This is a genomic window from Clostridioides sp. ES-S-0108-01, assembly GCF_020662285.1.
Lineage (GTDB): Bacteria > Bacillota > Clostridia > Peptostreptococcales > Peptostreptococcaceae > Clostridioides.
The window spans coordinates 1-14,668 of record NZ_JADGMN010000036.1; the positions used below are offsets into that span (position 1 = coordinate 1).

9 protein-coding genes, 1 tRNA gene, 1 rRNA gene and 1 other RNA gene are annotated in these 14,668 nt (G+C 26.9%); 11 read left to right on the forward strand and 1 reads right to left on the reverse strand.

Annotated features, from left to right (window positions below; all coding sequences use genetic code 11):
- Both IR152_RS18890 and IR152_RS18895 read left to right on the forward strand, forming a co-directional pair.
- A 23S ribosomal RNA gene (locus tag IR152_RS18890) occupies positions 1-112 on the forward strand; the annotation flags it as partial.
- Between the two features lie 85 nt (positions 113-197).
- Positions 198-272: transfer RNA gene (locus IR152_RS18895), tRNA-Thr, on the forward strand.
- Positions 273-468: 196 nt separating this feature from the next.
- Here IR152_RS18895 and srtB read toward each other — a convergent pair.
- The gene (gene srtB, locus IR152_RS18900) at positions 469-1,152 is read right to left on the reverse strand and encodes a class B sortase (protein WP_227453385.1); all 684 of its coding nucleotides are present in this window, start codon (positions 1,150-1,152) and stop codon (positions 469-471) included.
- Between the two features lie 131 nt (positions 1,153-1,283).
- Here srtB and rnpB point away from each other — a divergent pair.
- From rnpB to IR152_RS18945, 9 genes are all read left to right on the forward strand, one after another.
- Positions 1,284-1,618: RNase P RNA component class A (rnpB, locus tag IR152_RS18905), an RNA gene on the forward strand.
- A gap of 276 nt (positions 1,619-1,894) precedes the next feature.
- On the forward strand, positions 1,895-4,405 hold the full coding sequence (locus IR152_RS18910; protein WP_227453386.1) for an SPOR domain-containing protein: 2,511 nt from the start codon (positions 1,895-1,897) through the stop codon (positions 4,403-4,405).
- A gap of 120 nt (positions 4,406-4,525) precedes the next feature.
- Positions 4,526-6,517 carry a hypothetical protein gene (locus IR152_RS18915; RefSeq protein WP_227453387.1) on the forward strand — a complete coding sequence of 664 codons (1,992 nt, stop codon included), beginning with the start codon at positions 4,526-4,528 and terminating at the stop codon, positions 6,515-6,517.
- The gene (locus IR152_RS18920) at positions 6,507-6,827 is read left to right on the forward strand and encodes a hypothetical protein (protein WP_227453388.1); all 321 of its coding nucleotides are present in this window, start codon (positions 6,507-6,509) and stop codon (positions 6,825-6,827) included. The genes IR152_RS18915 and IR152_RS18920 overlap by 11 nt, the downstream gene beginning before the upstream one ends.
- Before the next feature lie 192 nt (positions 6,828-7,019).
- Complete coding sequence (gene galU, locus IR152_RS18925; protein WP_285894789.1) at positions 7,020-7,895, forward strand: UTP--glucose-1-phosphate uridylyltransferase GalU; 876 nt, start codon at positions 7,020-7,022, stop codon at positions 7,893-7,895.
- A gap of 23 nt (positions 7,896-7,918) precedes the next feature.
- A complete protein-coding gene (gene galE, locus IR152_RS18930) occupies positions 7,919-8,932 on the forward strand; it encodes a UDP-glucose 4-epimerase GalE (RefSeq protein WP_227453389.1) in 1,014 nt (337 codons plus the stop codon).
- Between the two features lie 111 nt (positions 8,933-9,043).
- A complete protein-coding gene (locus IR152_RS18935; RefSeq protein WP_227453390.1) occupies positions 9,044-10,978 on the forward strand; it encodes a cell wall-binding protein Cwp22 in 1,935 nt (644 codons plus the stop codon).
- A gap of 208 nt (positions 10,979-11,186) precedes the next feature.
- Positions 11,187-11,996, forward strand: coding sequence for a DUF3800 domain-containing protein (locus IR152_RS18940; RefSeq protein ID WP_227453391.1), 810 nt, complete (start codon positions 11,187-11,189; stop codon positions 11,994-11,996).
- A 483-nt stretch (positions 11,997-12,479) separates the two neighbouring features.
- Positions 12,480-14,345, forward strand: a complete 1,866-nt coding sequence (locus IR152_RS18945; protein ID WP_227453392.1) for an HIRAN domain-containing protein — start codon at positions 12,480-12,482, stop codon at positions 14,343-14,345.
- Positions 14,346-14,668: the final 323 nt, after the last annotated feature.

Consider the following 14,668-nt stretch of genomic DNA (forward strand, 5'->3'; position numbering starts at 1 on the left):
TTTCCCACCGCAAGGGTAAGACCCCAGAAAGACTATCTGGTTGATAGGTCGAAGGTGTAAGTGCAGTAATGTATTTAGCTTATCGATACTAATAGGTCGAGGACTTGACCAATATTTATTTGATGTTTATTCAGTAAAATATATGTGTAGTTTTTAGAGTGTTAATTAAAAAATTAGTTCTACTATATAATAAGTTTGCTGGTGTGGCTCAACGGTAGAGCAGCTGACTTGTAATCAGCAGGTTGTAGGTTCGATTCCTATCACCAGCTCCAGTAAAGACTGTGTTCTTAACATAGTCTTTTTTTATTGTCTAATAGATTTATTATTTTATATTATATATTTTTAGTACTTTACAAGTTATAGACATAAATGATGACACAGTTTAAAATTTTTATTTTAAACTGTGTCTAGAAGTTTTAAATGCAGGGAGATTTAAATAAAATGTTCAAATACATATTAAAAATATTCCTAATTTGAAGCTAATTTACCATGAATAACCATTCTAGCATCATCAAATTCATAAGTACAAGTAGAAAGTGTAACTATTTTATCATTACCGGTTACCTTGATAGGTGATTTGTGTAATGATTTAGAAGTAATATCTTTTATGTAATTTTGATAATCTGATTCACTGTTAAAACTTGTTTTTAAATAATCATAATCTGATTCTACAATGTAAGCAGAAAAAACATCATATAAAAACTCTTTTTCATTAATTATAATTTTTATTTGGTTATTTTCTTTAAAAAATTTATCATCTTTAAACTTATTTAGATTATTAAACATAGTTTTATTTTTCATATTATGTCCATATATTATGACATTTTGGTCATCAAAAGATTTATTTCTATAATCCATGAACAATGTACCTGAAATGGATTCTTTTTTATAAAAATCTCTGTCAAGATAGTAAGAATTATCTTTAGATTGTACAACTGGATAGTTTATATTTGTATTCTCAACAGAAAGCCAAAATTTAAAATCACTGTTAATTTTTGATAAGTCCTCTTTTTTATATTCTTTTTCTTGAAGTTCTGAGGATGTTTTAGTGTCATGATTGTATTTGGTAAGTTTCGAGTATATATTAAATCCACTGTAAAATATTACTAATATTAGCATGATGTTAATTATTACTCTATATAATTTTTTCAATATATCACCTCAAGTTAAAAATAGTTTATATACCTATATTACACTATTTTTGAATAAATTTAAATTTTTAGTATAATATTACTTTGACATATCAAAGAATTTATGTTAACATAACTAAGTAAAATAAATATTAAGTAAGCCAGATAATCGCATGTAGTCTTACATGAGGAAAGTCGGAGCTCCATAGAGCAGGGTGCTAGGTAACGCCTAGTGGGAGCGATCCTAAGGATAGTGCAACAGAAATAAACCGCCACTTATGTGGTAAGGATGGAAAGGCGAGGTAAGAGCTCACCAGCAGCTAGGTGACTAGTTGGCTATGTAAACCCCACCTGGAGCAAGACCAAGATAGGAATAAAGAGTGCTGCTCGTACTCTCCGGTAGGTAGGTCGCTTGAGCTTATTGGTGACAATAGGCCTAGAAAGATGATTATCTAATACAGAACTCCGCTTACAGACTTGCTTAACTATTTTGATAGTCAAAACATCAGTTTAAACTGATGTTTTTTTATTTGTAAATTTGTCTAATCTACTTTTAAAATTTTGAGGAATATTGTAATATAAGTTAGTACAGATATTAAAAATGGTATAATATAAGATATATATATAAAGAAAACGTAAAATGATGTAAATAATATGATATGATATAAGATGTAGCAAATTTAGTAAATAATTGTTTAAATATCATAATTAAATTGGCAACTTTACACAATGTAAATATTACAATAAAATAATTGATTTAAGGAGTGAAGGTTTTGAGTGAAAATAATATAATAAGAAACACTGTTTTAAATGTCACAGCAAGTTTTTTAAAACAAGAGTCTAAAATAAATGAAAAGCTAGATGGCGTTTTGGAAAAGAAATTTGAAAAAGTAGAATTTAATGAAGCAAAATATGCTGAGCTTTTAAAATTTAATATATTGTTTTATAAGACATTAGCAAGAAATACAGAACCACTTATTGGTAAATGGATAGTAGATAAGTACATACCTGAAATAGATGAATTAGAAAAAGATTTAGAATTAACTACAGCAAAATGTAGAAAGTATGTAAATAATGCAATGAAAGAAGGGTTAGACTCTCTAAAAGCCAATGATTTAAATAGTTTTTTAGCTTATGATAAAATGGAACTATCAGAGAGAAGAAGACGTTTAGAAAAGGATTATAAGGTTTTAAATCTATATAAAGACCTTCTTAATATATCTCTTAGAAAAATAAGTTTAGAAAAGAAAGAATGTGGAGGTTTATTTCTTAAAAATCAGGCAGATGCTAAAAGAGAATTAAAAAGAGAAATCATATTCTGTGTAAACAAAATATTAGCTAGCAATAAAGATGTAGTACCTAAGAATGTGGAAGCAAATAATGAAAAAGATAGAGTAGAAATAAAAGCAACAGAAATTGAAGATCTACAATTAGGCAAGGATAATTCAGAAAATGATGTATTATTAAATGAAATTAAAAATTCAAAAGTAAAACGTGAATCAAAGTCAAATGATGTAGAATCGAAGTTTATGGATAAGTTAAATAGCTTAAATAATGAAAGCATATCTCAAACAATACACAATGAATATAAGAAGCTGTGTGGATTAGAAGAACTTCATTATGTTGAAGGATATGGTTTTGGTAAAGAAATTATTAAGGATTTTGCTTGTGCAACAGTCGTATTAGAATTTCTAAAGAGAAGAAATAGAGACCTTATAGAAGGTGCAATGAGACTGACTATAATTGGAGAATTTGGTTCTGAAAATTTTAAGGACTTTGTGGACTATGTAATTAAAAATAAAACAGAAATTAGTGAAGATACGTGGAATAAAGCACATAACTTAATAAAAGATAACTATAATGAATTAGAAAATCATGAGATTGCATCAAAAAGAACTAGAAGAAACAAAGATATCGATATTGAAGAATACATTTACATGATAAAAAATGCAGATAAAGATATTTGTTTTAGAAGTAGTATTTCCATAGAAGATGATATTGAAGAAGAGGCTAAAAAAGAAGTAACTGGTCATAATGGAAATATAGGTGATGTTGTAGAAGATAAAGATAATATAGATAGAGAGTACAATATCAATAAAGAAGATATAATTGAGTCAGAAAACAAAAAGAGTAAAAAGAAAGATAAATTATTTGGATTCATTAAAAAAGATAATGAAGAAGTTGAACAAGAAGATAATAATTTAAATAACATTTATTCTGATGTAACTTTAGACAAACCGATTGAAAATAATCAAGAAAAATTACAAGAAATAAAGCAAAAAGAAGTAAATCAAAATATAGAGGAAGAACGTAGTGTAAAAATAAAAAAAACAATAAATAATAACTTAGATGAAAAAGTATCTTTAAATAGTGAATCTAAGCATGAAAGAGAAGGTAAGAATTTAGAAGAGGAAAAAGTAAAAGAAGAAAAAGTAGAAAATGAAAAATCAATAGTAATACCTATTAATAAGAAAGAAAAAGGTAATAAAAAATTGAAACATTCTTCTAAGGACAAGTCTAGAGAACATAATACAGAAATGAAAAATTATGTATCAAATAAAGATGACTCTATAGATGATAAAGAGGTTACCTCTAAGAAGAGTAGATTAAAAGAAACTATTATAGCAGTAGTTATAGTGGCGATTGTTGGCGTGGGATACTTTATAACAGTAGGCAATAATAAGAAAAATGACAAAGATAATACTACAAAAACATTAACTCAGCAACAAGCAGGTAACACGCTAACTGAAGAAGAGAAAAAAGCAAAAGCTGAAAAAGATAAAAAAGAGGCAGAAGAAAAGGCAAAAGCTGAAAAAGAGGCTCAAGAAAAAGAAAAAGCTGAAAAGAAAGCGAAAGAAATGGAAGCATATAAAGATGGTAAAGGTGTATATTACACTATTTATGCAGGTTCACTTAAAGTTGAAAAAACAGCAAAAGAAACAGCAAAAGAATATGAGGCTAAAGGTATTTCTTCAACAATAATTCAAGAAAATGGATACTATAAGATAAAAATAGGTGATTATTCTCAATATGGAGAAGCACAAGAAAAATGTAATGAACTAGCTAAGAAATCTATTGATACATATATAGCAATGTATGATAAGTACTATGATTATAAATTAGAAGAATTGAAAGAATCAGCTCCTTCGTTGAGTGCTGAAGAACTTAAACAAAAATATGAAGATTTAAGAAGTGAGTTAAAGAGCAAGTCTGGATATAGTGAATATGTTAGACATTTAGATAAACTTTATGAAGAAATAGTTGAAGGTGTTTAGAACATTATAAAAAAGGAGAAATTATGTCTCAGAATAAAGAGTATTAAAAGATATTATTTATTTTGAGGCATTTTGTTCACCTTTAGAAAATACTTATAATTCTGTTTAGGTGGTGAAGGTATGTTGAAATTAGGAGAAAAAATCATATATGAGCTTTCAGATGGGTTTGAGCTTAGTGGTATCAGTAGATACTCAAAAGAATATAAAAAACTTCATATAACAAATCTAGGAAATATAATAATTAGCAAATCAGATGAAGTTAATAATGATACAGGGGTAAAATATATATATAGTTTTTCAGATAATAAAGAAAAATTAGAAGCAGTTTTAGAAGATTCTCAAATAATTGTCTGTGGAAATAACTTGCCTTTTTACATAAAAAGTGAAAATTCAAGTAAGAATGTTACAGCAAATTTAACCATGAAAATAACTTTGGATGAATATGATTTAATCTGCAAAAGCCAAAGGGAATTTATCTTTTACCTAAAGGATAATATGACTATATTAAGTTTGGATGACAATAAGTTTTATATGGGTGGAATTAATAAAGATAATGAGAAGTTCATATTTATCAGTGGGAAAAATAGATTTGAGATAAACTTTGACGATATAGAAAGATATATTCTAGAAGATAAAAAAGTGTCTTTAAAGGGATATTTTCATATGGAAAGAGAGGGGATTATAGTAAGGTCTGTATCTATATTTAATAACAATATAGCGAGTGTAATTCCATCTGATTTAAATGAGAGGGTTAAAGATAATAAAAAAATAGGAAACCTTCCTAAAGATTGTGATATAGTATTCTGCAAGATATCAGGAAATATAGATGGATTTGATTATAAAAATACAAATATGCTTTTAGTGAAATATCAAGACCAATTAATTTTTATAAATAAGAAGTCTAAGAAGACTATTGTAAAGTCAGTAAAAGATAATTTTTCAAAGTTAAATTTGGAAGAAGATACAATATTATATGATAATAAAAATGTGTTTAACCTACATATAAATGATAAAAATAGAGAGATTATGCAAATAGATGATTTAAAAGATATAGAAAATGAAATAGTAGGATATACATTAAAACATGCTCCATTTTTTATTCAAGAGGATTTCGATAGTCTGACTATTCTAAAGTCTTTTCAAAAAGAAATCATATCTATAAAAAATAGTGATGTAAAAGATATTGTAATTAATAAAGAACTTGAAAACGAAAATTCTAATTTTGTAGAAACAGAAATAAAATTTAATAATCAAAAAATGATTTTAAATTTAAGTAAAAATATGGTTCAAAAACTTATGCAAGATGTCTTTATATATGCAAAACAACCTTTACTCAAAGAGAATTCTATTGAAGTTATATATAAGAATTGGTCTAAAGCTATGAATGATATGATAATATTTAATTTTTTTGGAAGTATTTATTATATGAAATCTGAATTTGATAAGATTTTAGAAAAAGAATTAAATGATGAAATAAGAATAGAAGTTATAAATTCACTTTATAAGCAAATACAAGAACAAAGAAACAATTTAGATTTATTGTCAGCATATATGCCAAGAATATTAGAAAATCAAGAAATAGATTTATTTGAAAAGTATAATGCTAAACTTGATATACATGTATTTAAACAGATTAAAAATTTACTGTCTGACTTATCATATAATATAAGTAGTTATTTAAATGAAGTTGAAAAAAGCTTAGATAATATCATATTTGTAATTTCAGGAGAAGATAAGAAGAAATACAATTATAGAATGTTAAAGGAAAGTGAAAGTGCAAGTCTTGATGTATTTTTAAAACAAGCTATATCGAGATTAAACCATTTAGTAGAAAATATGTATCCCTATTATGTGGATGAAACTAGTAGGGAAATGTTTAAGTTATTTGAGTTATTGTGGAAAAACTATAGAAATATTGATGATGATAGTATAAAAGAAATATTATTCGAGAGAATAACAAATACATATGTATTTAAACAATTGACATTAAACAATGGTACAAAAGAAAGAAGAAAAGACATAATTGAAAAAATATATAATTCTGTTGACTATGGAACCAATAAACTAGATGAGAATATGTTTTTCACAGGAGGAATAAAGTATGTCAAGTAAATACAATGTTTGGAATTTTAATTATGAGTTTTTAGGATTAAACTCAGGTGATGAAAAAGATAATGAAGTTTATTACGAGATTGATTTAGATGAAATTTTAAATGAAAACTATATAGATGAAGATATAGATGTTGATTTAGATTCTGATGAAAATAGCATTTTAGGAGAATTAATATCAGAGATGGATATAGATGAAGATGTCAGCGTTGATATGACATATCAAGAACTAGAAGTTGATTTAGAAGATTTAGATTCTTATCTGGATGAGGATATAGATAGTGATATAAAAGGCATATTGGATGAAATTTAGTACCTGTATAAGTTTTAGATAAAATATAAACAATACAATATTAACTTATAAAACTAAAGGTAGATGAAATTTCATCTACCTTAATATTGTCTTGTGGCATTAAGTATTGGGATAATATAGAGTTTGAAGAAAAAGTATAAATATGGTATATTAATTTGGTACAATAGAAAATTTACGAAGAAGGGTGAAAAAATGCAGATGACAGTTAAAAAAGCGATAATACCAGCAGCAGGGCTAGGAACTAGATTTTTACCAGCAACAAAATCACAGCCCAAAGAAATGCTTCCTATAGTAGATAAACCAACTTTACAGTATATAATAGAAGAAGCTATAGAATCGGGAATTGAAGAAATTCTTATAATAACAGGTAGAAATAAAAAATCTATAGAAGATCATTTTGATAAATCAGTTGAATTAGAGTTAGAACTAGAACAAAAAGGTAAGACAGAAATGTTAGAAATGGTAAGAGATATATCGAATATGGTAAATATTCATTATATAAGACAAAAAGAGCCAAAAGGTCTTGGACATGCAATTTTCTGTGCGAAGAGTTTTATAGGTGATGAACCTTTTGCTGTATTATTAGGTGATGATATAGTAGATTCAGATGTTCCGTGCCTAAAACAATTAATAGATACCTATAATGAGTATAAAACAACTGTACTGGGTGTTCAAAAGATAGCTAAAGAAGATACTAATAAGTATGGTATATTAGATGTAAAACATATAGAAGATAGAGTATATAAAGTTAAAGATATGGTTGAAAAACCTGCAATTGAAGAGGCTCCATCAGATATAGCCATACTTGGAAGATATATAATAACTCCTGCAATATTTAACATATTAGAGAAGCAAACACCTGGTAAAGGTGGAGAGATACAATTGACAGATGCACTTCAAACTCTTGGAAAACAAGAGGCTATTTATGCTTATAAATTTGAAGGCAAAAGATATGATGTAGGAGATAAGATTGGTTTTTTAGAGGCTACAATAGACTTTGCTTTAAAGAGAGAGAATCTAAAAGATGACTTAATGGATTATATGAGAAAAAAAGTAAGTGAAAAATAAATATTAGAAAAGAGGTAATTACAATGGCAGTTTTAGTAGCTGGAGGAGCAGGATATATAGGAAGCCATACAGCAATAGAACTTTTAGAATCAGGTTATGAAGTTGTTATAGTTGATAACTTAAGTAATAGCAACTCAATAGTGGTTGATAGAATTAAAGAATTATCTAAAAAACCAGTAAAATTTTATAATATTGATATTAGAAATAAAAATGAAATGCATGTTGTATTTAAAGAAAATAATATTGAATCAATTATACATTTTGCTGCTTTAAAGGCTGTTGGTGAATCAGTAGAAAAACCAATTGAATATTATAGCAATAATCTAATAAGTACATTAAATTTATTTGAATTAATGAGAGAGTATGGTGTTAAAAAATTTGTATTTAGTTCTTCAGCCACTGTATATGGAGACCCACATACTTGTCCTATATTAGAGGATTTCCCACTTTCTGTAACTAATCCATATGGAAGAACTAAACTTATGATAGAGCAGATGTTAGTAGATATATCAAAAGCAGATAAGTCATTGGATATAGCTCTTTTAAGATACTTTAATCCAGTTGGTGCCCATAAAAGTGGTAGAATAGGTGAAGAACCAAATGGAGTTCCAAATAATCTAATGCCTTATATAACAAAAATAGCAGTAGGCAAATTAAAAGAATTAAGTGTGTATGGAAATGATTATCCAACACATGATGGAACTGGAGTTAGAGACTATATACATGTATTAGATTTAGCTGCTGGTCATGTAAAAGCACTACAAAAACTAGAAGAACATCCAGGGCTTGTTGTTTATAATTTAGGTACTGGAAAGGGGTATAGTGTTCTTGATTTAGTAAAAGCATTTTCTAAGGCAAGTGGAAAAGAGATACCATATAAGATTGTCGGAAGAAGAGCTGGAGATGTAGCTATGTGTTATGCAGATTCATCAAAGGCAGAAAAAGAACTTGGATGGAAAGCTAAATATGAACTTGAAGAGATGTGTCAGGATTCTTGGAGATGGCAAAGCATGAATCCAAATGGATATGAGGAATAGAATATATATCTATATGTATAAATGTAACAAATTTGTAAATATAAGGTATTGGTAGTTTTATGTTATAATTAGACACATGTAGTAATGTTTCTAAAAGAGGGGGAAGTTATAGTGAAAAAAAGTCTAAAAAGGTATTTAGTACTAGTAATGACTTTAGTTTTAGTATTTGCATGTGGAGTACCAGAATCAAACGCAGCCAGCAAACATGTGATTATAGTAAACTCAAGAAAAAATACTCTAGGATACTTTGTAAATAGTAAACTTGTAAAAGAATTTAAAGTTGCAACGGGTAAAAAGGGGTCAGAAACACCAACAGGAAAAACAAGAGTAGTTAACAAGATAAAAAATAGACCATATTATAAAGGGAATATACCTGGAGGAAGCCCAAGAAATCCATTAGGAGATAGATGGATGGGATTAGCATTAAAAGGAACTTATGGAGATACATATGGAATACATGGAAATAATAATGAGAGTTCTATAGGAAAGCATATTTCTGGTGGATGTATAAGAATGCACAATAAAGAAGTTAGATGGTTATTTGACCAAGTTCCTGTGGGTTCAGATGTAATTATAGATTATAGTAATGACAGTTATGTAAAGATAGCAGCAAAATATAAGATAAATTTAAACCAAACAGGATGGAAAACAGAAAATGGCAAGAAGTATTATGTAAAATCTGATGGAACATACCAAAAGAATAGTTGGTTAAAAGTAAATGGAAAAATGTATTATTTTGATAATTCAGGAGTAATGCAAACAGGATGGAAAACAATTAATAACAAAAAATATTACTTAGGAACTGATGGGGTAAGAGTATCTGGATGGAAGGTAATAGATGGAAAAACTTATTACTTTAATTCAGATGGAGTAATGCAAACAGGATGGCAGGAAAAGAATGGAAGTAAATACTATCTAGGGGCTGACGGTCTATCAGTAACAGGATGGCAAGAAATAGATGGTAATAAGTATTATTTTGATAAAACAGGAGTAATGCAGACAGGATGGCAACAAATAGAAGGTAAATCTTACTATTTAGATAAAGATGGAAAGATGCTAACTGATACTCAAAAAATAGATGGAAAAGATTATACTTTTAATGAAGATGGAACTATAAATCCTACATGGGACACAATTATAGGGACAAATAGATTTGATACAGCTAAGAAGATAAGTTCAGTTGGAAACTGGAATGTTGATAGTTCAGATGCTGTAATATTAGTAAATGGTAATGCAATAGCTGATGGTATAACAGCAACGCCTTTAGCAAGTAGTTATAATTCAACAATACTACTTACTAATACAGATGAGTTACCAGCTGAAACTGTTGAAGAAATGAAGTTATTGGCACCTAAAACAGTAATCTTGATAGGTGGAGAAAGCGCAATAAGTTCTAAACTAGAGCAAGAAATAAAAACTACTTTCAATACAGAAACAAAGAGAATAGCAGGTCAAGATAGATATCAAACTGCTATAAGAATAGCTAAAGAACTTGGAAATCGAGAAGAAATAAAAACTGCTTATATGGTTTCTGGAAATGGAGAAGCTGATGCTTTATCTGTAGCTTCTAAAGCTGGAGAAGAAAAGCAACCTATAATATTAGTTAATAAAGATGGAATTACAGAAGAATCTTATATATGGCTAACAGAAAGAAAATTAGAAAATGCATACTTTATAGGCGGACCAAGTGCAATTAGTGATTCAACAATAGCAAAAATGAATGAGGTAACTACTGAAGATATTTCAGAAAATAGAATATATGGAGATAGTAGAGTAGATACTAATGCTAAAGTAATAGAAAAATTCTATGAAGATACTGATTTACAGGCTGTATTAGTTAGTAAATCAGATGCTTTAGTAGATGCCCTATCAGCTGGACCATTAGCCGTAAGATTACATTCACCAATAGTTTTAATGGATAATTCAGGGCTATCATCAGAGCAACAAAGAGTCTTTGCAAATAAAAAAGTTGAAACTCCTTATCAAATAGGAGGAGGAGTATCTTATATAGTAATGGATAAATTAATAGATATTCTTGGAAAATAGTAAAACCATATATTGAAAAATAATTATAATTGAGATGTGAAAGTCAATCGATAGAAGATTGATTGTTTTACATCTCAATTTTTTAGTGTAAAATTAAGTTTAAGTTATATAAAAATCTTGGAATATTTTTAAAACTCATATAAAATAAATATAGATGGTATCATCATATGTTAAGAAGGTGAGTAAGATTATAAAGAAAAAATATATAATGTTTATTGATGAAAGTGGAAGAGCTGATATAAATCATGAAGACCCATTTACATTGACAGGAGTAATTTTTGAGTATAAATATGCAGTGAGTCAAGGAGATTATACTTGTTCTTTAAGGAAAGAAATGGATGCATTTAAAGAACACTGTTTTGGAACTAGCAACATAGGAATACATTTGACAGATATATCAAGAAAATCAAGAGCATTTGAAAAGTTTGACGATTTACAGATTAAGTTATTCTATGATGAGTTGCCTTTATTTCTATCTAGACTAGAATGTACTATAATATCAGTAACAGTAGATAAAGCTAGATTAAAGAAATATTATGCACCTTCAAAGGAACCATATGTCGTGGCTTTTATACATGTTCTTCAGAATTTTTATTCGTTTGTAAATAATGAAACTGTAGAATCTGCAAGAATAGTTATAGAATCAAGGGATGATGTTTCAAATTTAAAAGTACAAAAGGCATTTTTTGATGTGTTTAATAATGGAACAATATACTTAGATATAGATGAAGAATTAAGAGATAAGATTAAGGGTTTTGTAATTGCCAAAAAAGAAGATGCAGATTATAGAGAAGGTTTAGAAATAGCAGATATTTTATGTAATCCTCTTAGCAGAGCGAGAAGAGGGTTAATAGAAGCTAATCCAAAGTGTATTCAATATGGAGAAAAAAATAAAATATTTAAATCTGTAAGAAATAAAATATACACTCCAACTAGTGCGAATGATATAAGAAATTGGGGATTTAAAGAAGTTCCTCTTGTAGAGCCTGTTGGACCATGGCTTGAAAAAATGCGGTAGATAGAGTTGACAAGTTTTAAAAAATCTGTTATTATATAAGTAGATTAGTTATTCAGGAACTGAATTCAGTTGCTGTTATATAACGATAATTACTGAGACTCGGATGCCGACTGTCAGTTAGGAATCTATACTTTTAAGAGTATAGATTTTTTTATTTTATAAAAAATAAAGGAGGAGATACTTCTATATACAAATGTATATTATCAATACATATAATAAGATAGTAAAAGAAATTTATGAAGAAATAATTGTAAAATTAACTGAATTTGATAAACAATTTTAAATTTAGAATAGGTTTATATTAAAAATAATTAAAATTAAAACTAATAAGGATATTATTTACTGTTAGAAGATAGGGTATTTACATAATTAATATTACTAGAATTTAAATTTCTAGTAATATTTTTTTGCATAGAAATGTAAACTTGACGAAATAAGTAGTATAATCAATATAAATTACATCATGTAAGGGAGGAGAAATTAGTGGATAATGTTTTTAAGCAATTGCAGGAAGTTAAAGGTTATGATGGATACAAAGAATCATTTGAAATGAATTACCTATGTATATATGAAAATATACCTTTAAGAAAACAAGTAAATCTTGCAAATAATCTAGTGGATGGAATTTTAAATATGTATAGAAGTGAATCTAATGAAATTTATTTGTTGGAGAATAATAATACTAAGGATTTAATTTGCTATTTTGAAATTTTTATGAAAAAGATAAATACTTTGGTAAAAGAAATGATTATTGATGAGAAATGGTTATATAAATTAACTAAAGAATTAATATATAAAAGTAAAAAAGTTGAGTATGTAAAACTTGGGTTAGTTTTAAGCGAGAAATATCTAGATGTAGAAAACTTAAGAGAAGTTGTAGATACATTTTCTAAATCTGGAGAATACATATTTTATTTGAGTAATACTATTAAAAGGCTTGAATTTTACAATACATATTTATTTAATTTATCTAAAAAAGCTACAGGTTCAATAAAAGTATTTGCTATTATTAATATGGAAAATTTGGATTCTAAGATAAATTCCTATCTAATTGAAGATGGTTATAAAGATACAAAATATGAACAATTATTGATGAATTACATTATTTCCATTGTCGATTTGAATGAATATCTTGAAAAGCGAGATTTAGATGAAGAAAAGATAAATAATTTGGCATATCTTATATGTAACTATTTGCTAAGTGTAGAATTTAAATACATAGGAAATAAATTAGAACTAGTAAATCAATTTTTACCGATTGTAGTGAATTATGGAACTAACTTTGAAAGTTTATATTCGATTTTTTTAATAGCTATAAATATCTTAAAAGATGAAAGTATAGAGTGCAATAAGGTTGAGTTTGAAAAAGAAATGAATAATATTTTACTTAGTGAAAAATGGAAAAATACATATTTTAAAGCATTAAGAGATGCTAGTGGAAAAACAGAAGATATGATAAGATTGTCAGAAATTTATGATGTAAATTTGTCTTTTGATGACTTGTTGCCGTATTTGAGTAGAGACATTAGAGATTTTGAGGTATATTGGCATATATCTAAAAAGGGAGTGACAAGTTCTAGATTAAAATTATTAAATTTTTTTGAAAAGACATTTAAAATAGATAATTTAATTGGGAAAATGGAAGATATAGAAAAAGATAAATTAACTCAAGAGTATTATGATGATATGTTATTTTTTATTGTGCTTAAAGGTAGTAAATCACTATATCCTGAAGGAAAGAATATATCTTTAAAAGGAATATTTGGAAATATAAATGAGGTAAGAAAAGAATCCATAAATATTTTAAAAAGATATAGAGAGAAGTTATCTATTGAAGAATTAAAGATAGTTAAAGAAGCCTACGAAAAAGAAAAAAATATCATATTGAAGGATGAGTTGAGAAGAGTATTATATGAAAGTAATAATTTAAAGAAAGAATTTGTAAATATTGAAAAAATAAAAGTAGATGCTCATGGTAAGGATATCTATTTAACTTCAATAGATGTTGCTGGTTCAAGATTTAGAAATAGAGAATGTCTTGAAAAAGAATTGGAGAAGAGTAATATGTACTATTTAACTAGAGAGAAAGATAATTTATATGATGAAAAAGCTATTAAAATAGTTGGCGAAACTGGATATGTAATAGGTTATGTTCCAAGAAAAGAAAACTATATTTTGAGCAATTTATTAGATGGAGGAAAACTATTATATTGTAGAGTAACTGAATATAATTTGTATGAAGATTATATTTATGCAAATGTGTATTTGAGTTATAAAGATGTAATTGAAACGGTTGAAAACTCTCTAAAGATGATTTTAGATAAAAGTAAAATAAAACTTATAAACTAAGACTTTTATAAATTGTTTATGAATTAAATTGCAAACAATAATATCTGGTATTATCTGATTGAAATGTAGAAAAATTTAAATACCTTAAGTTTTATGAACAAAGCTAATGAAGAGCAAATAAAAAATTGTTTTGTATATATGATGCATAAATATACTTATGTATTCATATTTACAAAACAATTGAAATTTATATTATTGGGTCTTTAAAATAAAGTGTGTATTCTTCTAAAAAATGGTGATAATTAAAATATTAAATATCACTATATAAAAGGAAGGTGCACACTTTTTATGTTTAACAAAAACGAAATATTAAAAAAACTTAT